Below are 20182 nucleotides of genomic sequence, written 5' to 3'. Positions count from 1 at the left end.
GGGCCGCCGCCCGTCCGGTGCACCGCCGCGCCAGGAGTCCTCACCGGCTCCGCAGACCGGAGAATCCATGAAGACAACTTCGACAACCGCTCCACCGCCTGCCCCGGGCGACGACGGCCGCTCCGCCGTCGCCGGCAAGGCGGTCCACCCCGGCGACCGGATCTTCCTCGGGCTCTCCCGGGGCTCCGGTATCGCCCTCCTGGTGATCATGGCCGCCATCGCGGCCTTCCTCACCTACCGCTCCGTGCTCGCCATCTCCGGCGACCAGGCCAACTTCTTCACCACGCTGGACTGGAATGCCAGTGGGTCCGCGCCCAAGTTCGGCATCGCGGTACTCGCCTTCGGCACCCTCGTCAGCTCGGTGGTCGCGATGGTCATCGCGGTCCCGGTCGCGGTCGGCATCGCGCTGTTCATCTCGCACTACGCCCCGCGCAGGCTGTCCTCGCCGCTCGGCTACGTCATCGACCTGCTCGCCGCGGTGCCCAGCATCATCTACGGCCTGTGGGGAGCGCTCTTCCTCGTCCCGCACCTGAGCGGCTTCTACGGCTGGCTGAACGACTACCTCGGCTGGACCGGCATCTTCTCGTACGGCGGCGGCGCGGCCCGGTCACTCTTCACCGTCGGCATCCTGCTCGCGATCATGATCCTGCCGATCGTGACCAGCGTCAGCCGCGAGGTGTTCCTCCAGGTCCCGAAGACGCACGAGGAAGCCGCGCTGGCGCTCGGCGCCACCCGCTGGGAAGTCATCCGGATGTCGGTGCTCCCCTTCGGCCGCTCCGGAATCATCAGCGCCTCCATGCTGGGCCTGGGCCGTGCGCTCGGCGAGACGATGGCCGTCGCCACGGTCCTCTCGCCCAGCTTCCTGATCAACGCCAGCCTGCTGGACCCGGGCGGCGGCACGTTCGCCCAGAACATCGCCAGCAAGTTCAGCGAGGCCGATGAATTCGGCCAGGACGCCCTGATCGCCTCCGGCCTCGTCCTCTTCGTGATCACGCTGCTCGTCAACGGCGCGGCCCGCCTGATCATCGCCCGCCGCAAGGAGTACTCGGGAGCCGCCGCATGACTATCACCACCGACCGCCCCGCGGTCTCCAACGGCGGCAGCCCGCTCCCCCTCTCCCTCAAGCAGGCGCGGCTGCCCCGCTGGACCCCGCCGGTCCTCGCACTGGCCGCGGCCGGCGCGGGCTGCGGCATCGGGCTGGGCGCCGGCCTGGACAGCCCCGTCCAGTGGGGCCTGATCGCCGGCCTGCTCTTCGTCCTCGGTACGTTCGCGCTGGCCGTCGGCGTCGAGGGCACCCGGCAGGCCAAGGACCGGCTGGCCACCAGCCTGGTCTGGATCGCCTTCCTGACCGCCGTCATACCGCTGGCCTCCCTCCTGTGGGAGACCGTCTCCCGCGGCACCAAGGTCCTCAACGGCTACTTCCTGTCCCACTCGATGGGCACCACGCCGGACGCGCTGCCCGGCGGCGGTATCTACCACGCGATCATCGGCACCCTGGAGCAGGTCGGCCTGGCCACCCTGATCGCCGCGCCGATCGGTCTGTTCACCGCGATCTACCTCGTCGAATACGGACGCGGGCGGCTCTCGCGCGCCGTCACCTTCTTCGTCGACGTCATGACCGGCATCCCGTCGATCGTGGCCGGCCTGTTCATCCTCTCCATATGGATCCTGATCCTCGGCTTCGGCCCGTCCGGCTTCGCCGGCTCGATGGCCCTGGCGATCCTGATGATGCCGGTCGTCGTCCGCTCCACCGAGGAGATGCTCAAGCTCGTCCCGAACGAGCTGCGCGAGGCGTCCCTGGCCCTCGGGGTGCCCAAGTGGCGCACCATCCTCAAGGTCGTCCTGCCGACGTCGATCGGCGGCATCACCACCGGCGTGATGCTCTCCATCGCCCGTATCACCGGTGAGACGGCGCCCGTGCTGCTCCTGGTCTGGGGCGCGAAGACGATCAACAACAACCCGTTCCAGGATGCCCAGCAGTCGCTTCCGCTCTACGTTTTCCAGCAGTGGCAGCAGGGTTCCGAGGCCTCCTACGACCGCGCATGGGCCGCGGCGCTGGTCCTCATCGCCTTCGTCATGATCCTCAACCTGGTGGCCCGCGGCATCGCCCGTTGGAAGGCCCCTCGCGGAGGACGGCGTTGAGCTGCGGCGGAGGCCGGGTGCCGCCTTTGGGGAACGAGCGCGCGACACCCGGCCGGCACGGAAGCACCACGAAGTCCGACATACCACGCAGACCGGCCGCTGACCAAGCCGCCAACAGAAAGAAGCAGTGATTTCCATGGCCAAGCGAATCGACGTCAGCGGCCTCTCCGCCTACTACGGCAGTCACAAGGCCATCGACGACATCTCGATGACCGTCGAGCCGCGCTCCGTGACGGCCTTCATCGGCCCGTCCGGCTGCGGCAAGTCGACCTTTCTGCGCACCCTGAACCGGATGCACGAGGTCACCCCCGGCGGCCGCGTCGAGGGCAAGGTGATGCTGGACGACGAGAACCTCTACGGCTCCGGGGTCGACCCGGTCGCCGTCCGCCGCACCGTCGGCATGGTCTTCCAGCGCCCCAACCCGTTCCCCACCATGTCGATCTTCGACAATGTCGCGGCCGGTCTGCGGCTGAACGGCTCGTACAAGAAGAGCGAGCTCAAGGGCATCGTCGAGAAGTCCCTCAAGGGCGCCAACCTCTGGAACGAGGTCAAGGACCGCCTGAACAAGCCCGGTTCCGGTCTCTCCGGCGGCCAGCAGCAGCGGCTGTGCATCGCCCGCGCGATCGCGGTCGAGCCGCAGGTGCTGCTGATGGACGAGCCGTGCTCGGCGCTCGACCCGATCTCCACCCTCGCCATCGAGGACCTGATCGGGGAGCTGAAGGAGCGCTTCACGATCGTCATCGTGACGCACAACATGCAGCAGGCCGCGCGCGTTTCGGACCGTACGGCCTTCTTCAACCTCGCCGCCGTCGGCCGGCCCGGCAAGCTGGTCGAGATCGACGAGACCGAGCGGATCTTCTCCAATCCGTCGGTCCAGGCCACGGAGGACTACATCTCCGGACGCTTCGGCTGAGCCGCGAGCGCGCCCCGGCCCAAACCCGGCCGGGGCCGCCCCCTCCACGTCCTGCGGTGCTGCATGGCGGTGCCACCGCACGACGAAGGGCCCGCCCCTCTTCCCGGGGGCGGGCCCATTTTCTGTCCGGTGGCCGGTGTCCGCCGCTCCGGGGCCTGCGGCCCGGCCTGCGGAGTCCTCGGCCGCGCGGGCCGGGGTCCGTCAGCCGAACACCAGCTGGATGAGCCAGTACGCGAGCGCCGCGACCAGCGCCGCCGCCGGCATCGTGATGAACCAGCCCATCACGATGTTCTTGGCGACGCCCCAGCGCACCGCGCGCGGGCCCTTGGTCGAGCCCACGCCCATGATCGCGGCGGTGATGACATGCGTCGTGGAGATCGGCGCCTGGAACATGAACGATGCGGTGTACATGACCGAGGCGGCCGTGGTCTCCGCGGCGAAACCCTGCGGCGGGTCCAACTCGATGATGCGGCGGCCCAGCGTGCGCATGATGCGCCAGCCGCCCGCGTACGTACCGAGCGAGAGGGTGAGCGCACAGGCCAGCTTGACCCAGATCGGGATGGCGTCGTTCGCGTCCTCGACATCGGCGATGACCAGGGCCATCACCACGACACCCATGGTCTTCTGGGCGTCCTGCAGACCGTGGCCGAGCGCCATACCGGCGGCCGAGACGGTCTGCGCTATGCGGAAGCCGCGCTTGGCCTTGTGCGGGTTGGACTTACGGAACATCCAGAGGATGACGACCATCACCAGGTAGCCGAGCACCAGGCCGATGACCGGCGAGATGAACATCGGCAGGACGACCTTCTCGATCACCCCGCCCCAGATGACCTTGGTGCCACCGGCGAGCGCCGCCCCGACCATGCCGCCGAACAGCGCGTGCGAGGACGAGGAGGGCAGGCCGAAGTACCAGGTGACGAGGTTCCAGACCACCGCGCCGAGCAGCGCGGCGAAGAGAATGCCCATCCCCTGGTTGCCCTGGGGAGTGGCGATCAGCCCTTCGCTGACCGTCTTGGCGACCCCGCTGCCGAGAAACGCACCGGCGAGGTTCATCACGGCGGCCATCGCCAGCGCCGCCCGGGGGGTCAGTGCCCGCGTCGAGACCGAGGTCGCGATGGCGTTCGCGGAGTCGTGAAAGCCGTTGGTATAGGTGAATCCGAGCGCGACCGCAATGGTCACGACGAGCGCGAAGGTCTCCATGGGCGGCGCTCAGGACTCCTTGACCGCGATGGTCTCGACCGTGTTGGCGACATGCTCGAACGCGTCCGCCGCCTCTTCCAGGATGTCCACGATCTGCTTGAGCTTGAGAACCTCGATGGCGTCGTACTTGCCGTTGAAGAGCTGTGCCAGCAGCTTGCGGTGGATCTGGTCGGCCTGGTTCTCCAGGCGGTTGACCTCGATCCAGTACTCGGTGAGGTTCGACATGGTCCGCAGATTCGGCATGGCCTCGGCGGTCAGCTCGGCCGCCCGTGCCAGTACCTCGATCTGCTGGTCGATGCCCTTGGGCAGCTCCTCGACCTTGTAGAGGACGACCAGGTCGACCGCCTCTTCCATGAAGTCCATGATGTCGTCGAGCGACGAGGCGAGGTTGTAGATGTCCTCGCGGTCGAACGGCGTGATGAAGGAGGAGTTCAGCTGGTGGAAGATCGCGTGGGTCGCGTCATCACCCGCGTGCTCCGCCGCCCGCATCCGCTCGGCGATCTCTGCGCGAGCGGAGGTGTCCGCCCCGAGCAGTTCCATCAGGAGCTTGGAGCCCGTGACGATGTTGTCCGCGGAGGCGGCGAACATGTCGTAGAAGCTCGTCTCCCTGGGGGTCAGACGAAAGCGCACGTGAAATCCTCGGGGTGCATCGGATTCGGTCGAGTTGATGCTAGGCGCATCATCCAGCCACAGCTAACCGGCATTCCTTCAGTGTCGCCCATCGGGCAGCATGCTCTGCACGGGGTACCGCGGGTGCCCGCAAAGTTCGGTACCATATACCCACCAGGGGTATATAGATCGCCTAGATACCACGGGAGACGGCCATGACGACCACGGACGCCGACACCAACGGCAGCGCCGCAGCCGCCGCGTCCCGCCACCCCCGGCGGCCGGAATCCGACGCCCGGGACGACGCTCAAACCGTGACCGATCACGCAGCGGCCTCGCCGGCACCGGGCCCGCACGGCTACGCACAGCAGAAGGACGCACACCTCAAGCGACTGCGCCGGATCGAGGGCCAGATCCGCGGACTGCAGCGGATGCTCGAAGAGGACGTCTACTGCATCGACATACTCACCCAGGTCTCGGCGAGCACGAAGGGCCTGCAGTCCTTCGGCCTCCAGCTCCTGGAGGAGCATCTGCGGCACTGCGTCGCCGACGCTGCCGTCAAGGGCCCCGAAGCCATCGACGCCAAGGTCCAGGAGGCCACCAAGGCCATCGAGCGGATGCTGCGCACCTGAACCGTCCGGCCCCCGCACCCCGCGCTAGCCGGGGCAGCGCCTCGCGGGCCCGGCCCCCCGCGGCACCCGGTCCACGCCGTCGCCACCCTCCCCGTCGACCTCCAGCACCTCGTCGATGCGGTCCGGGCTGAGCCGATCCTCGCTTGCGGCCGCGGCCGCGATCATCAACTCACCGGTCAGGTCGATCTCGACGAGGGCGACGTGGTCCTGAACCGTCGTAGGGCGGTGTCCGGCCACGTACAACACCTCCTCCTTCGAGCGCCTTCCCACGCCTCCGGTGGTTACCGCCAGCGTAAGGACGGGCGCTCGCTCCGCGCATGGCACGGATGGACCATTTCCGCCATCCGGCAAGCGCCCCCGTCACCTGCCCGGCCGCCCCGCGGCGCCCGGCCCTACGACGCGGGCGAAGCGATCTTCCCCGCGTAGATGTCCCGTTCGTCCGGCAGCTGCACCGCAACCTTCGTCCCGAAACCCGACAGTTCCATGGTGGATGTCACCGATGCCCCCTTCGGCGCACCGTTGGCGAAGTGGAACCACTGACGCACCTTGCGCAGCCGGCCCTCCTCGTCCAGATACACCTCGAACGGCACCGCGTCGGTGGTGAAGCCCTGCTCCGCGGCGACCAGCGCGGGCCTCGAACGCGGCGACGCCGCACGCGCCGCCGTCGCGATGTCCGTGATCCCGCGGTAGTGCCGCACCGGGACGCCGTCGAGCCGTTCCTCGCCCAGATAGCTCACCTCCCGTGCACCGCACAGCAGTTCGGCGGCGGCCAGCGGATCGGTCGCACCGCCGGTGACCAGATTCCCGTCGGCCAGCGCGGCGGTGTACACCCGCACCCACTTGTCGGCGGGCACCCCCGCCCCGCGGTTCTTCATGAACAGCGCACCGGGCGCGAGGATTTCCGTGACCGGCTGACGGCCGCCGCCCCGCCGGCCCGCCGGGTCGGGCAGGACGACCCGCAGCCGTCCGGTGCTCGTGGCGAAGTCATAGCCGCCGGTACCGCGGATGGCGACCCGGGTGCCGCCGCTCACCGTCTCCATGGACGTACGGACCCTGGCGGAGCCGGCCCGCAGCAGGGCGGCGGCGCTGCTGCGGACCTCCGCGGCGGCAGTGGTGGCGGCCCGGCCGGACGGATCCTGGTCGTCGGCCGCGGCACCGTCCGGGGAACAGCCCGTCGTCAGCAGCCCGACCGCCAGACCCGTCCCGCACGCCACAGCCACGACGACCGCGCCGCCGCTTCGCCTGTCCTGCACCACCATCGCGTACGAGCCCCCTCGGCCGCTGTCTTCGGGACCGGCCTGGGCCGGCCGGTCCGCTCGGGAGGGTCAAACGTTCCGCCACCGCCGCATCTGACGTTCCGTCGACCGACCGGTTCAACGACCGTCCAGGGGGCTCGTCACGCAAGGGCACCTGGGACGCGTAGCGTGACGGGGTGCCCGACCGAGCCCCCCATGCGACCTCCACCACCGAGCGCGGTTCCTTCTGCACGGCCCGCTGCACCTGCGGCTGGCGGGGACCGGCCCGCCGCGCCCGCTCACAGGCGCGTACGGACGCGGAGCGCCATCTGGCCGAGACCGGAACGGACCCGGAACCCGAACCCGGGCGCCCCCTGGAATGAGCGAGTCCGTTCCGGGAACCCCCCACGCCCGTACGGCATCTGCCTAGTGGGGGAAGCAAACGCGCCGCGCCGGTAACGGACTTCGAGGACGACACCGGACAGCGCGCGGCAATACCGGGCACAGCGGAACGCGAGGGCAGCGCGCCGCCACGGCCGCCCGGTGCGGCACTCCCGGCACATGCCCCGTGGCCGGCGGCCGGCCATCGGCAGACGGGGCAGGACCGTACAAAAACATCGAGGGGGATTCATCCCAGTGAAGCGGCGCACACTCCTGCAGGCGGGCGGCGGACTGGCGGCGGCCTCGGTCGCCTTGACCACCGGCTGCGACAACAAGACCGGCAAGGCGGGCTCGGCGTCCGCCACGGGGGCCACGTCCGGCGCCGGCACGGCACAGACCAACGCGGCCGCCGCGGCCGCGGGCGCCGTCCGGGGACAGGCCTCCGAGTCCTCCTGGACCGCGCTGGGCAAAAGCCTGGACGGCAAGCTGATACGGGCCTCGGACGCCGCCTACGCGACCGCCCGCCGCCTCTACAACACCCGCTACGACACGCTGAAGCCGTCGGCCATCGCGTACGTCGAGCACCCCGCCGACATCGCCGAATGCCTCACCTTCGCCCGGCGTCACGACACCCCCGTCGCCATCCGCAGCGGCGGCCACTCCTACGCGGGCTGGTCCAGCGGCAACGGCAAGCTCATCATCGACGTCTCCGCCCTCTCCAAGGTCGGCGCACCGTCCGGCGGCACCACCCGCATCGGCGCCGGCGCCAAGCTCATCGACATCTACGAGGGCCTGGGCGCGCACGGCGTGACGATACCCGGGGGCTCCTGCCCCACCGTCGGCATATCCGGTCTCACCCTCGGCGGCGGCCATGGCGTCGTCTCCCGCGCCTACGGGCTGACCTGCGACAGCCTCGTCGGCGCCACCCTCGTCACGGCCGACGGCAAGACCGTCGACTGCGACAAGAACCAGCACTCGGACCTGTTCTGGGCGTTGCGCGGCGCCGGCAACGGCAACTTCGGCGTCGTCACCGAACTCCGCTTCCGTACGCACCCGGCGCCCCGCGCGGTCATGGGGTACATGACCTGGCCGTGGGCCAAGGCGGCGAAGGTCGTGGCGTCCTGGCAGAAGTGGGGACCGGTACAGGCCGACGAGATCTGGTCCACCTGCCATCTCGACGCCCGCCCCGGCAACACCCCGTCCGTCTCCGTCGCCGCCTTCTCCCTGGGCAGCTACCACGAGCTGCAGAACGCCGTCGACAAGCTCGCCGACCAGCCCGGCGGCCCCGGCCCGGCCACCTCCGTCCATCTGACGCCCATCGGCTACCTGGACGCGATGGAGTCCTACGCGGGCTGCTCCTCCAAGTCCACCGCGCAGTGCCATATGCCGGGTTCGCTGCCCGGCCACACCGGCTCCGGACAGCTGGGCCGCGAGACCTACGCAGCCCGCTCGCACTTCTTCGACCACGCGCTGTCCGCGACCGGTATCCGCACCCTGATGGACCAGATCGAGCGCGGCGGCCGACAGGGCGTCAACGGGAACGTGGCGCTGACGGCGCTGGGCGGCGCGGTCAACCGCGTCGGGCGCACCGACACCGCCTTCGTCCACCGCGGCTCGCAGTTCCTCGCCCAGTACCTGACGTCGTGGCCGGCGAACGGCTCGTCCGCCACGCGCACAGCGTGGCTGAATTCCTTCCATGACGCGATGCGCCGCCACTCCTCCGGCGCCGCCTACCAGAACTACACCGACCCCGGCCTGTCCGACTGGAAGTCCGCCTACTACGGCGCCGCCGCGACCCGTCTCGCCCAGGTCAAGCGGACCTACGACCCGCAGCGGCTGTTCAGCACCTTCCCGCAGGCGCTCTGACACCGGCGGACACACGGACGGCCCGGCCCCCGCATGGGGTCCGGGCCGTCCGCATCCGCCAGGTCGTCACGTGCCGAAGCCGTCGGGCCGGTCCGTCCGGCCGGCCGCCGCGGCCCTCAGGCCGCCAGATCCTTGTCCCGGTCCTTGCTTCCCCGGGGCATCGCCGATCCCGTGGCCACCACCCGGCCACCCTCGGCATCCTGGGTGAAGCCGCCCGTGCCCGCCGCCTCGACGCCCCGCGCCCGCACCAGCCAGGCCGCCTTCGACCGGCCGACGGCCGTCGTCAGCGGCACCAGCAGCGCCTGCGCAAGCGGCGCGAGCAGCAGGGCGACGGCGGTGCCCAGGGCGAACCCGCCGACCACGTCGGTCGGATAGTGCACGCCCATGTAGACACGGCAGAAGCCCTCCGCGAGCGCCAGCGCGATCCCGATCAGGCCGTACTTCCGGTGGGCGAGGAACAGTCCGACACCGACCGCCATGGTGAGCGTCGCGTGATCGCTCACAAAGGAGAAGTCACTCTTGCCGGGGATCAGCACTTCCAGCCCGGCATGGTCCTTGAACGGCCGCGGCCGCTCGACGAAATCCCGGATCGGGATATTGGCCAGCAGCGCGATGCCCGCGGCCAGCGGCGCCCAGACCAGGCCCGCGACGACGGACGGCGCGCCCGGCCGGCGGCGCGCGGACCACCAGGCGATCAGACAGAGCACCGCGAGGCCGGCGATGATGCCGTACTCGCCGATGTACTCCATGGCCTTGTTGACCCAGTGGGGGGCGTCCTTCGCGAGGCCGTTGATGCCGTCGAGCACGTCGACGTCGGGGTTCGGCCCCTCGAGTGCGAGTCCAGCCATCTGCCGCGGCCCCTTATCTTTCGCGCGCGCGAGCGCCGTCGTGTGCTGCCTGCCCCCGTGGTCGTCGAGCCTGTGCTGCGCCGAGCTCTGCTACGTCCGCACTCCCAGAAAACGCCATGCCCACCCCCGGCGTTCCACTCTCCACCGGATGATCACCAGGACGTTATCGAAGCTTGATTCATCACCGCAGTTCAGGGCCCTATGTTCACGCAGCGTTCGTGCCGGGCAGCGCTTTTGCGCCATCGGACGTGACGCGGGTGGCACCGATGTAGTCCGGCGTATCGATTTTGTCGAACCGGATCACGGCCCCGGTGTACGGCGCGTTGATCATGTACCCGCCGCCCACATAGATCCCCACATGGTGGATCGACCGCGGGTCCTTCAGGTCGTAGGCGAAGAACACCAGGTCACCCGGGAGCAGCTCGTCCCGCTTCGGATGCGGCCCGGCGTTCCACTGGTCGTTCGCCACCCGGGGCAGATCGATGCCCACGGAGTGGTACGCGGCCTGGGTGAGCCCCGAACAGTCGAACCGCCCGCCCTGCTCCGCCGTTCCGGTACCACCCCACAGATAGCGCGTGCCGAGCTTCTCCTGCGCGAAGTAGATGGCCCCGGCGGCCTGCTTCGACGGCGCCACCGGGCCGGCCGGCGCCTCGAAGCTCTTCGCCAGGGTCGTGATGGTCTTCACATAGTTCTGCGTCTCGCGGTACGGCGGCACACCGTTGTACTGGATCACGCGGTACGCCCCCGCGTTGTACGCGGCGAGCATGTTGTGCGTGGCGTCGCCCGGCGCACCCTTCACATAACTGGCCAGCTCACAGTCGTACGAGGCCGCCGACGCGATCGCGTCCTGCGGGTCCCACACGTCCTTCTTGCCGTCGCCGTTCCCGTCGACACCGTGGGTCTGCCAGGTCCCCGGGATGAACTGCGCCATGCCCTGCGCGGACGCCGGGCTCTGCGCCCTGGGGTTCCACCCGCTCTCCTGGTAGAGCTGCGCCGCCAGCAGCGCGGGGCTTATCGCCGGGCAGAGCGCCCCCCACTTCTGCACCTGCTGCTGGTACTCGGCCGGCACCGCGCCCTTCGCCAGCCCGAGCGCCCGCCCGCCGGCCCCGGCCAGCCCGGCCGCCACCGTGTACGTACCGATCACAAGCAGCCCGAGCAGGCAGAGCACCAGCCCCACCCCGAGCCCACCGGCCACCCAGAATTTCCGCACCCCCCAACCCTCCCCCATTCAGCCGCGGTTCACTGCCTTTTTCCGGTCGCTCCCCGCGCGTTGCACCACCCCCGGCGCGTCACGACGGCGCACGGCACGGCGCAGGGGACGCTCCGCAGCGGGGTGCGATGCCTCTCACGACGGCACCCGGCACACCGCCGGATGAGCGACACCGCACAAGAGCCCCGGGACAGGACGAGAACCGCGGACCCGGACAATCAGAAGCAGATGAGCCGGCACCCGTGGTGGCGCGTCGGGCATTTCCCGTTCGCCCTCCACCTCGTGGCGCTCGTCATGATATTCGCCATGTCACACGCCCCGAAGTGACCCCGTACGGCCCACCGCCGGCACCCGAACGGCCCCCGGCCGGCACGGCGCGCCGGACCGGCCACCGCTCATTCCGATGATCATTGCTCAGGGTTGACCCCCGTGATACACACAGTGAGACCAGTCGGTTCAATGGACGGCCTGCGCCCACACGCACACGCCACTCCCACGGGATCCGTCAAAGAAAGCCGCCAAGTCGACAGCTGATGGCCTGTTTGTCAGCGAAGATAGAGACTGATCTGTGCCACATCGGCACGGGAAGACAACTACCCATCAAGGGGCGGTGAGTTCACACATGTTCATTGCGGCCGAAAAAGGCGACATCACCACCATCATCGGCGGAATCGCCCCGGACTGGGGGCCGTTCGGGAGCCTGGGCAACGAAGCCCGCGTGATGATCGAAGTGGTCATGGCGGTAGCGATCCTGCTGTGCCTCGGCATCGCGATCTGGGGCGCCGCGAAACAGCGCATCGGCGCCACCGCGCTGCGCGACACCTTCAGCGCCGAACAGGGCAAGGGCCTGATCGTGGCCGGCCTGACCGGCGTCTTCATCATCGGCTCCCTGGGGACGCTGTTCACCATCGTCTACGGAATGGCCGTCTAGCGCGGCCACTTTTCGGGACGTACCACCGCCCCGCCCGGCCGCCCGCAGGGTGCACCGCCCCTGGCACGCACCCGTTCCGGGCCGCCCCATGCGCCCCCGCCCGCCATCTCTCCGCCGCCCCGTGCCCCCACTCGCCCCCACCGGCCCCACCTCCCCTGCCGAGGCCACATGCTGACGCCCCCTCACGCCCGGCCCGACGGACCCGACCCCGTGCCCTCGGCACCCCCGCCACCAGCGGACGGGTTGGGCGGGCCGCCGTGCGGGGACAGGTGGACCCGGAGACATGAAGGCGCAAGAAGGCGACGGCAACCGCGGAGCGGGCGATGAACACAAATGACCCACAGTCCCCCATTCGCCTCTGCCGTACCCCATCTGAGGACCCGTCACGGTGAGATGTACTCGTACCGCTGCACCCGAGTCGCCGCCCGCGCGGCTACGGTCATATGAGGGCGGCACAACTACGGCACGCACGGCGACGGCGGCAGAGGGGGCACAGGCGCGATGAGTCTCAGTGACGACGGCGGCTATGGCGGCGACGGCCACCACGGTCCCGAGACGGGTCAGACCCGGACCAGACTTCCCGGCAACGACGGTGACCTCTACGGCTCGGGACGGCGGCCTCGGTCAGGCATGTCCAGCCGCAACCTCATCACCATCGTCGGCGTGGTCGTCCTGCTGCTCGCGGCCATCGCCTTCGCCAACCGCGGCGGAAGCGGCAACAGCGAGACCCCCGCCGGCGACTCCCCCAAGGACGCCGGCCAGGCCCAGCCCACGGCCCCCACCGGCACCAAGCCGGTCACCGGCAAGAACGGGGGGATCGCGTCGGGGTTCGCGAAGACGGAGCAGGGGGCGCAGTCGGCGGCGGCGAATTATGCGGTGGCGCTGGGGTCCACCGACATGTTCAACGCGGACAAGCGGCACAAGATCATCGCCACTGTCATGGCACAGTCGGCCGCCGCCGCGTTCCAGAACAAGCTCGATAGAGCCTACTCGTCGGGCTTCTTCAAGAACGTGGGACTCAAGGCGGACGGAACCACACCTCCTGGATTGACCTTCGTCTCACGCACCGTCCCGATCGGCACCAAGGTCACAGCATTCTCCGCTGACCAGGCAACCGTCGAAGTGTGGTGCACCGGTCTCCTCGGCATGGCCGGCGAGGGCTCAACCAAGCCGGTCACCACCAGCTGGTTCACCATCACCATGAAGCTCGCGTGGACCAACAACGACTGGAAGTCGCTCACGCACTCGCAGAAAGACGGCCCGGCACCGGTCAGCGGGGACGTGCCTGCTTCCGGAGCGAAGGAGATCGCGGGTGCAGTCCAGGGGTACGGAGGTTTCACCTATGCGCGGTAGCCCACGGAACCGAGCTTTCTCGCTCTCGGTCGCCATTACAGCCGTTCAGGTTACGTCCGTCCTCGTCGCGACACGTGCCTTTGCCGCGCCCCACCCAACGCCCAGCAGTGATCCTTGCGACCTCATCCACGGCCCCGCCAAGGACTACTGCCAATCCGGCGACAAAGCCGGCTCCGGCGCCCCCAAACCCCCCGGCGGCCTCACCGACAACAACCCCCTGGACCCCCTCGATTCCCTGGCCAGGGGCTGTGCCAAGGCCGCCTCCTGGATCGTCACCAAGCTCTCCGACGCGGTGCAGGCCACCTCCCAGGTGGACTTCACCAACACCGCCTTCCTGCGGCAGTACGCCGTCGTCTTCGCCGCCTCCACCATCCTCACCCTCGTCCTGTGGCTGCTGGCCGTCGCCAAGCGCGCGGTGCGCGGCGTGCGGCTCACGGAAGCGATCAGCGAGGCGGTCGGGTTCCTGTGGCTGACCGTCCTCGCCTCCGCCTTCACCCCGCTGATCCTCTACACGATCGTCTCGGCGACCGACGGGGTCACCGAGATCATCGCCAAGGGGACCGGGGCGCAGACCGACACCTTCTTCGGCGCCTTCTCCCAGGCGCTCACCAAGGGCACGGACATCGGCGGCGGCCCGATCATGCTGATCGTGGTGTCGCTGGTGTCGGTCCTCGCCGCCGGTGTGCTGTGGCTGGAGCTGGTGATCCGGGCCGCGCTGCTGTACGTCGGGGCGCTGCTCGGCACGGTCGTCTACGCCGGGCTCGTCGACAAGAACATGTGGGGGCATGTGCGGCGCTGGGCGGGCATCATGATCGCTGTGATCATGGTGAAGCCGGTCATTGTGATCGTGCTCGGCATCGCCGGTGCGCTGTCCCACAACAAGGGCCCCAACGCCTTCTCCGCGGTCGTCTCCGGCCTCGCGATCATCGTCCTCGCCATCTTCGCCAGCGCGGTGATCTACCGCTTCGTCCCCGGCTTCGGCGACGAGATGGTCTCGGCCCGTACGAACAAGGGCCGGGCCACCGACGGCAGCCAGGCCGCCGCAATGATCTCCTCGCCCGCCGCGCTGGTGTCCCAGGGCATCAAGACCCACAGCTCCCGCAGGTCCGGCGGGGACGGCGGCGGGCAGCCACAGGGCGCGCAGGGCGGCCAGTCCCGGCCGGCCGACGCGGTGGCCGGCGGTGTCGCCGCGCACAGCTCCCGCACCGGCGGCGGCCGCGGCCCGGCACCCGCCACCCCCGCCCCCCGTACGAACCCCGGTCCGGGCAGCAGCTCCCGCACCGGCAAAACAGCAGGAGGTGAGGGGCGTTGAGCACGCAGTCCCACCCGATCGCGCCACGTCGCACCTATCTGATCGGCCGCGCCCGGCCCAACGCGATCGTCGGCAAGAACCGCGAGACCGGTGAGATCGCACTGATCATCGCGGGCGCGTTCCTCGGCATGATGTGCGGGCTGCTGGTCCCCATGCTGCCGCTGCGGATCGTGTCCCTGACGGGCTTTCCGATGCTGGCGCTCGCCGTCGTCTACGTGCCGTACAAGGGCCGTACGTTCTACAAGTGGTTCGAGATCCGGCGCAGCTTCCGCCGTACGCTCCGCCGCGGTGCCACCTACCGTTCCGGCGTCGCCGAGGCGGGCATCCGGATGGACGGCCGGGAGGTCGAGATCGGCCCGCCGCCCGGTATCGGGCGGATCAACTGGCTCTCCGCCCCGTTCGGCCCGGACGAGATCGCGGTGCTGCTGCACGCCGACCGCAAGACCGTGACGGCCGCCATCGAGATCGAGGGGCCGGGCGTCGGCCTGCGGGACAGTGAGGACCAGGAGGCGCTGGTCGACCGCTTCGGGACGCTGCTCAAGCATGTGGCCAACGGCGACGGCTTCGTCACCCGGCTGCAGATGCTGGCCCGTACGCTGCCCGCCGACCCGGACGCGCACGCCAAGGACGTCTCCCAGCGCGGCGACCGCTCCTCCCCGGCCTGGCTCCAGGAGTCCTACGACCAGCTCCAGTCGATGGTCTCCACCTCCTCCGAGCAGCACCGGGCCTACCTCGTCGCCTGTATGCACTACACCCGCGAGCTGGCCGCCGAGGCGCACACCATGGCGCGCGCCGCCCGGATGCACCAGGGCGGGCTGCTGCGCAAGAAGCTGGACCGGGACGCCGGTCTCGCGGTGGTGATGGCCCGTGAGCTGACCGATATCTGCGCCCGGCTCGCCGAGGCCGACATCCGCGTCCGCCAGCCGCTGGGCCAGGCCCGGCTCGCCTCCCTCGTGCACTCCATGTACGACCCGGACCACCCCATCGACCACATCCAGGCGATGAGCAAGCGCAACACCTGGCCGGCCGAGCTGGACGCGATGGAGCCGACGTATCTGCAGGCCAAGACACGGGAGTCGACGACTCGCGCGCCGTGGTGCCACGCCACCGCCTGGGTCAAGGAATGGCCGCTGACCCCGGTGGGCGTCAACTTCCTCGCGCCCCTCCTGGTGCACACCCCGGACGTGATCCGCACGGTCGCGGTCTGCATGGACCTGGAGCCCACCGAGGTCGCCATCGAGCGGATGCTGACGGAGAAGACGAACGACGACGCGGAGGCCAGCCGCGCGGCGAAGATGAACCGGGTCGTCGACCCACGGGACGTCGCGCACCACGGCCGGGTGGACCAGCGCGGCGAGGACCTGGCCTCCGGCGCCGCCGGCGTCAACCTCGTCGGCTACCTCACGGTCTCCTCCCGCTCCCCCGAGGCGCTCGCGCGCGACAAGCGCACCATCCGCGCCTCGGCCGGCAAGTCCTACCTCAAGCTGGAGTGGTGCGACCGCGAGCACCACCGGGCGTTCGTCAACACCCTGCCGTTCGCGACCGGGATCCGCCGCTAAAGCCGCTGGGAGGCGCGTACGTCATGGCCATGCTCGATCCGCTCGGAGCACTCACCGACGCGTTCACCAGCTTCCTGTTCGGGAAGGTGGAGACGACCCGGCTGCCCGTACGCACCTCCACCGGCCAGGCGCAGGCGGTCTATCTGCCCACCGCGGCCCCCGGCCTCGGCGACTCCGGCGTGATCATCGGCCGTGAGGTCTACAGCGGCAAGGGCTATATCTACGACCCCTTCCAGCTCTACGGCCAGCAGCTGCCCGCCCCGCACTGGCTGGTCCTCGGCGAGTCCGGCAACGGCAAGTCCGCGCTGGAGAAGACCTACGTCCTGCGGCAGCTGCGGTTCCGCGACCGGCAGGTCGTCGTCCTGGACGCCCAGGGCGAGGACGGCGTCGGCGAGTGGAACCTCATCGCCCAGCAACTGGGGATAACCCCCATCCGCCTGGACCCGACCGCCGCCCTCAACGGCGGCATCCGCCTCAACCCCCTCGACCCGTCGATCACCACCACGGGCCAGCTGGCCCTGCTGCGTACGATCATCGAGGTCGCGATGGGCCACGGCCTGGACGAGCGCTCCGGCTTCGCCCTCAAGGTCGCCCATGCGTATGTGAACGACACGATCACCGACCGCCAGCCCGTCCTGACCGACATCGTCGAGCAGCTGCGGCACCCGGAGGCGGAGTCGGCGGAGGCGATGAACGTCGACATAGACGACGTCCGGGCCTGGGGTCTGGACGTGGCGCTGGTCCTCGACCGCCTAGTCGACGGTGACCTGCGCGGCATGTTCGACGGGCCCACGTCGGCGGGCATCGACCTCGATGCCCCGCTGATCGTCTTCGACCTCTCGCACATCGACCGCAACTCCATCGCGATGCCGATCCTGATGGCGATCGTCGGCGTCTGGCTGGAACACACCTGGATCCGCCCCGACCGCAAGAAGCGCATCTTCCTGGTCGAAGAGGCCTGGCACATCATCAACTCGCCCTTCGTCGCCCAGCTCTTCCAGCGGCTGCTGAAGTTCGGCCGGCGGCTCGGCCTGTCCTTCGTGGCCGTCGTCCACCACCTCAGCGACGTGGTCGACGGCGCCGCCGCACGGGAGGCCGCCGCGATCCTCAAGATGGCCTCGACCCGCACCATCTACGCCCAGAAAGCCGACGAGGCACGCGCCACGGGGCGGGTGCTCGGCCTGCCCCGCTGGGCCGTCGAGATCATCCCCACCCTCACTCCCGGCATCGCGGTCTGGGACGTCAACGGCAATGTCCAGGTCGTCAAGCACCTCATCACCGAGGCCGAACGCCCGCTGGTCTACACCGACCGCGCGATGACCGAGGCCTCCGCGATGTCCGAGGCTTCCGCGATGCCCACGGACGAGGCGCGCGCCCTCCAGGCGGCGGCGGACGCCGAGGCCGAGGCCCGCGCCGAGGCGATGGCGATGGAGCGGCAGTGGAGAGACGAGTCGAGCGAGACGGTGGCGTGACCCGCGGATACGACGACGAACGAGGCGGCCGTGGCCCCCGCGACGCACCCGGCGGGCGGGGGCGCGGCATCCCCGACTCCCTGCTGGTCGGACTGCTCGCCTTCCTGCTGGGCCTGACCCTGCTGGTGTGGACCGCGACCGGGCTGGCCGGGCTGTTCACCCACGGCGCCTGGCCCGACGGCGTCACCTACCCCGGTACGCCGATGGCACTGCGTCATCTGGTCGCCGCACCGCACGACATGGCAGCCGCCTGGCCCGACACCCCCAGGGGCCAGCTCTCCGGATACGGCCTGTTCTGGGGCATCCTCATCGGCGAGCTGATGGTGCTGCTGGTCCTGACGATCTTCACGCTGGGGACGGTCACCCGCTACCGCGCCCTACGGGCGGCCCGCCGGGCGAAGGCCGGGGAGGCCCGCGAGGCGGCATACGAGGCCCTGACGGCGGAACGGGACGCACGGCGGGCCGGAAAGGCACGGGCGGCCCGGAAAGCGGTCCGGGAGACGGCCCGCACCGCCCCGGAGCCCACCGCGCCCCCGCAGCCCCCGCAGCCCCCGGCACACACCGAGGACGCACCGGCCCGGCCGGCCACGCCCGCCACACCGGCCCCGCCCCTCGAACCCGCCACCACCACCGCCACCGGCCCCGTTCCCGAGCAACGCACCGCGCCCCCCACCACCCCGGCGCCCCCCGGCACCGGCACGACCGACCCCCTCGCCGAACCCGCCCTCCCACGCCTCCAGTTCGCCACCGACCGAGCCGTCACCCTCGCGGCGTCCCTCACCGCGGCGACCGCCGCCGCGGGCCCCCTGATCGTCGCCACGACGGACCCCACGGTCTGGTCCGAGACCAAGGACGCCCGCGCCAAGCTCGGCCCGCTGCTGACCTACGACCCCACCCACCGCCTCGACACCCCGGCCCGGCTGCGCTGGTCGCCGACTTCCGGCTGTACGGACCTCGCCACGGCCACCGCCCGCGCCACCGCCCTGCTGGCCCCCGTACGCCCGGCCGGGGCGCTGGACTCGGCCGTCGCGGACGCCGCCCAGACCCTGCTGCGCTGCTGGCTGCACGCCGCCGCGGTGGACGGCCGCCCGTTCCGCCAGCTGCACCGCTGGGCACACACCACCGGCGCCGCCCAGGAACCCGTCCGCATCCTGCGCACCAGCGCCAAGGCCTCCGCCGGCCAGGCCGGCGAGCTGGAGTCCGTCCTCACCGCCCACCCCGAACGCCGGGAAGCGGCACAGCAGTTGGTCGGCCGGACGCTGACCGCCCTCTCCTCGATCCATATCCGGGATGCCTGCACTCCACATCGAGCAGATTCGGTCATCCTTGAATCATTTATCGATGAGGGGGGAACGCTTTACGTGGTAGGCGATCCCATCGAGGATCCGCGTACCGACCCGGGTGCGATGCCCTTGCTCACCGCACTCCTCTCGAGCGTGGTCGAGCACGGCCGCCGCATGGCCGAACGGTCATCTGACGGTCGGCTCGACCCACCACTCACCCTCGTCCTGGACGACATCGCGGCGCTCGCCCCCCTGCCCGCGCTCCCCGGCCTCCTCGAAACGGGCCGCAGCCGCGGCCTCTTGACCCTGGCCACCATGCGCTCCCAGGAACAGGCCCGCGCCCGCTGGCCGCACCACTCCCTGTCGCCCTGACTCCTGCCCGGGGTCTCCCGCCAGTTCCGGGCAGGACCCGCCGCCGGAGAGGGTCCGTGCCCTACGAGGCAGAAGCGACCATCGCATCGAACCGGGCCGAACCGGCCAGGGCAGGGCGAGGCGGGGCGGGGCGGGGCGAGGCGGGGCGGGTACACCGTTACCCCCTGGCCAGCGCCATCTCCCGCTCCACCGCGGCAGGGTTCTTCGGATCGGCCATGAGCTGCCCCGTCGCGACAAAGCCCAGCCCCCGATAGAACGCCTCGGCCCGCTGGTTCTCCTCGTGCACCCACAGCCGAACGCGCTCCACCACCGGCTCGACGAGATCCCACGACCATCTGATGGCTGCCGCGAACAACTCCCGCGCGAGCCCCGTCCCACGGTGCTCCGGCCGCACATACACCCCCACCAGCTGCGTCTGTGCCACGTCCCCCGCCCCCTCGACCACCACGACCACCATGCCGCCCCAACTGCCGTCCGCTGCCACCCCGACGAACGTCAGCGCCGAACCGCCGGCCGCCCTCCGCTGCCAGAATTCGTCCGGCCGGCCGACCGCGCTCTCCAAGGTCTCGGTGAACGCCACCCGGGCGACCGGATCAGCCAGGGCCGTCAGCCGCAGCTCCCTCAGCCGCTCCCACTCCCGCGCCCGCACCGTCCTGACCGCATATCCCATGCCCCCAGCATCACAGCCCCCGGTCACCATCCCGGGAAACCCGACGCACAGCCGGCGACGCCCACCCGGAAAAGAGAACAAACGCAAAAAAGCTCCGGCCCCTGAACCATAAAGGTTCAGAGACCGGAGCTGAAAAATTGTTCGGCGGCGTCCTACTCTCCCACAGGGTCCCCCCTGCAGTACCATCGGCGCTG

At 70.3% G+C, this 20182-nt stretch carries 19 protein-coding genes; 12 read left to right on the top strand and 7 right to left on the bottom strand.

Annotated elements, in window-relative coordinates; genetic code table 11:
* The first annotated feature begins 67 nt into the window (after positions 1 to 67).
* The 3 genes from pstC to pstB all read left to right on the top strand — a co-directional run bounded on the left by pstC (position 68) and on the right by pstB (position 3055).
* A complete protein-coding gene (gene pstC, locus ACWGJY_RS29110) occupies positions 68 to 1063 on the top strand; it encodes a phosphate ABC transporter permease subunit PstC (protein ID WP_453263842.1) in 996 nt (331 codons plus the stop codon).
* Positions 1060 to 2142, top strand: coding sequence for a phosphate ABC transporter permease PstA (gene pstA / locus ACWGJY_RS29105; protein WP_453263841.1), 1083 nt, complete (start codon positions 1060 to 1062; stop codon positions 2140 to 2142). The genes pstC and pstA overlap by 4 nt, the downstream gene beginning before the upstream one ends.
* A 136-nt stretch (positions 2143 to 2278) precedes the next feature.
* Positions 2279 to 3055, top strand: a complete 777-nt coding sequence (pstB, locus tag ACWGJY_RS29100; protein ID WP_453263840.1) for a phosphate ABC transporter ATP-binding protein PstB — start codon at positions 2279 to 2281, stop codon at positions 3053 to 3055.
* Between the two features lie 201 nt (positions 3056 to 3256).
* Here the strand turns inward: pstB and ACWGJY_RS29095 are convergent, their stop codons facing one another.
* Entirely contained in the window at positions 3257 to 4255 is a 999-nt protein-coding gene (locus tag ACWGJY_RS29095; protein ID WP_453263839.1) for an anion permease, read from the bottom strand.
* A 9-nt stretch (positions 4256 to 4264) separates the two neighbouring features.
* Positions 4265 to 4885 (bottom strand): DUF47 domain-containing protein, encoded by a 621-nt coding sequence (locus ACWGJY_RS29090; protein WP_453263838.1) that lies wholly within the window; start codon positions 4883 to 4885, stop codon positions 4265 to 4267.
* A gap of 194 nt (positions 4886 to 5079) precedes the next feature.
* Between ACWGJY_RS29090 and ACWGJY_RS29085 the strand changes: the two genes are divergently transcribed.
* Complete coding sequence (locus ACWGJY_RS29085) at positions 5080 to 5496, top strand: metal-sensitive transcriptional regulator (RefSeq protein WP_453263837.1); 417 nt, start codon at positions 5080 to 5082, stop codon at positions 5494 to 5496.
* A 24-nt stretch (positions 5497 to 5520) separates the two neighbouring features.
* On the opposite strand, the gene ACWGJY_RS29080 is transcribed toward ACWGJY_RS29085, so the two are convergent.
* Positions 5521 to 5766, bottom strand: coding sequence for a hypothetical protein (locus ACWGJY_RS29080; RefSeq protein ID WP_453263836.1), 246 nt, complete (start codon positions 5764 to 5766; stop codon positions 5521 to 5523).
* A 122-nt stretch (positions 5767 to 5888) separates the two neighbouring features.
* Entirely contained in the window at positions 5889 to 6755 is an 867-nt protein-coding gene (locus ACWGJY_RS29075; RefSeq protein ID WP_453263835.1) for a hypothetical protein, read from the bottom strand.
* Between the two features lie 173 nt (positions 6756 to 6928).
* On the opposite strand from ACWGJY_RS29075, the gene ACWGJY_RS29070 reads away from it, so the two are divergent.
* Both ACWGJY_RS29070 and ACWGJY_RS29065 read left to right on the top strand, forming a co-directional pair.
* Complete coding sequence (locus ACWGJY_RS29070; RefSeq protein ID WP_453263834.1) at positions 6929 to 7114, top strand: hypothetical protein; 186 nt, start codon at positions 6929 to 6931, stop codon at positions 7112 to 7114.
* Between the two features lie 253 nt (positions 7115 to 7367).
* Complete coding sequence (locus tag ACWGJY_RS29065) at positions 7368 to 8978, top strand: FAD-binding oxidoreductase (RefSeq protein ID WP_453263833.1); 1611 nt, start codon at positions 7368 to 7370, stop codon at positions 8976 to 8978.
* Positions 8979 to 9094: 116 nt separating this feature from the next.
* Here ACWGJY_RS29065 and ACWGJY_RS29060 read toward each other — a convergent pair whose 3' ends face one another.
* On the bottom strand, positions 9095 to 9826 hold the full coding sequence (locus tag ACWGJY_RS29060) for a phosphatase PAP2 family protein (RefSeq protein WP_453263832.1): 732 nt from the start codon (positions 9824 to 9826) through the stop codon (positions 9095 to 9097).
* Between the two features lie 205 nt (positions 9827 to 10031).
* Positions 10032 to 11036, bottom strand: coding sequence for a C40 family peptidase (locus tag ACWGJY_RS29055; protein WP_453263831.1), 1005 nt, complete (start codon positions 11034 to 11036; stop codon positions 10032 to 10034).
* A 622-nt stretch (positions 11037 to 11658) separates the two neighbouring features.
* On the opposite strand from ACWGJY_RS29055, the gene ACWGJY_RS29050 reads away from it, so the two are divergent.
* The 6 genes from ACWGJY_RS29050 to ACWGJY_RS29025 all read left to right on the top strand — a co-directional run bounded on the left by ACWGJY_RS29050 (position 11659) and on the right by ACWGJY_RS29025 (position 19318).
* Positions 11659 to 11967: a hypothetical protein gene (locus tag ACWGJY_RS29050; RefSeq protein WP_006603970.1), complete on the top strand. Its 309-nt coding sequence runs from the start codon at positions 11659 to 11661 to the stop codon at positions 11965 to 11967.
* 501 nt (positions 11968 to 12468) lie between these two features.
* Positions 12469 to 13320, top strand: a complete 852-nt coding sequence (locus ACWGJY_RS29045; protein WP_453263830.1) for a hypothetical protein — start codon at positions 12469 to 12471, stop codon at positions 13318 to 13320.
* Positions 13310 to 14632: a hypothetical protein gene (locus ACWGJY_RS29040; RefSeq protein ID WP_453263829.1), complete on the top strand. Its 1323-nt coding sequence runs from the start codon at positions 13310 to 13312 to the stop codon at positions 14630 to 14632. The genes ACWGJY_RS29045 and ACWGJY_RS29040 overlap by 11 nt, the downstream gene beginning before the upstream one ends.
* Entirely contained in the window at positions 14629 to 16191 is a 1563-nt protein-coding gene (locus tag ACWGJY_RS29035) for an SCO6880 family protein (RefSeq protein WP_453263828.1), read from the top strand. The genes ACWGJY_RS29040 and ACWGJY_RS29035 overlap by 4 nt, the downstream gene beginning before the upstream one ends.
* Before the next feature lie 29 nt (positions 16192 to 16220).
* On the top strand, positions 16221 to 17663 hold the full coding sequence (locus ACWGJY_RS29030) for an ATP-binding protein (protein ID WP_453263871.1): 1443 nt from the start codon (positions 16221 to 16223) through the stop codon (positions 17661 to 17663).
* Complete coding sequence (locus tag ACWGJY_RS29025; protein WP_453263870.1) at positions 17660 to 19318, top strand: TraM recognition domain-containing protein; 1659 nt, start codon at positions 17660 to 17662, stop codon at positions 19316 to 19318. The genes ACWGJY_RS29030 and ACWGJY_RS29025 overlap by 4 nt, the downstream gene beginning before the upstream one ends.
* A gap of 157 nt (positions 19319 to 19475) precedes the next feature.
* Here ACWGJY_RS29025 and ACWGJY_RS29020 read toward each other — a convergent pair whose 3' ends face one another.
* Entirely contained in the window at positions 19476 to 19988 is a 513-nt protein-coding gene (locus ACWGJY_RS29020) for a GNAT family N-acetyltransferase (RefSeq protein WP_453263827.1), read from the bottom strand.
* Between the last annotated feature and the right edge of the window lie 194 nt (positions 19989 to 20182).

Source organism: Streptomyces sp. NPDC054765 (genome assembly GCF_053612065.1).
The sequence above is the reverse complement of the archived record's forward strand: the minus strand, read 5'-3'. Positions and strand labels throughout refer to the sequence as shown.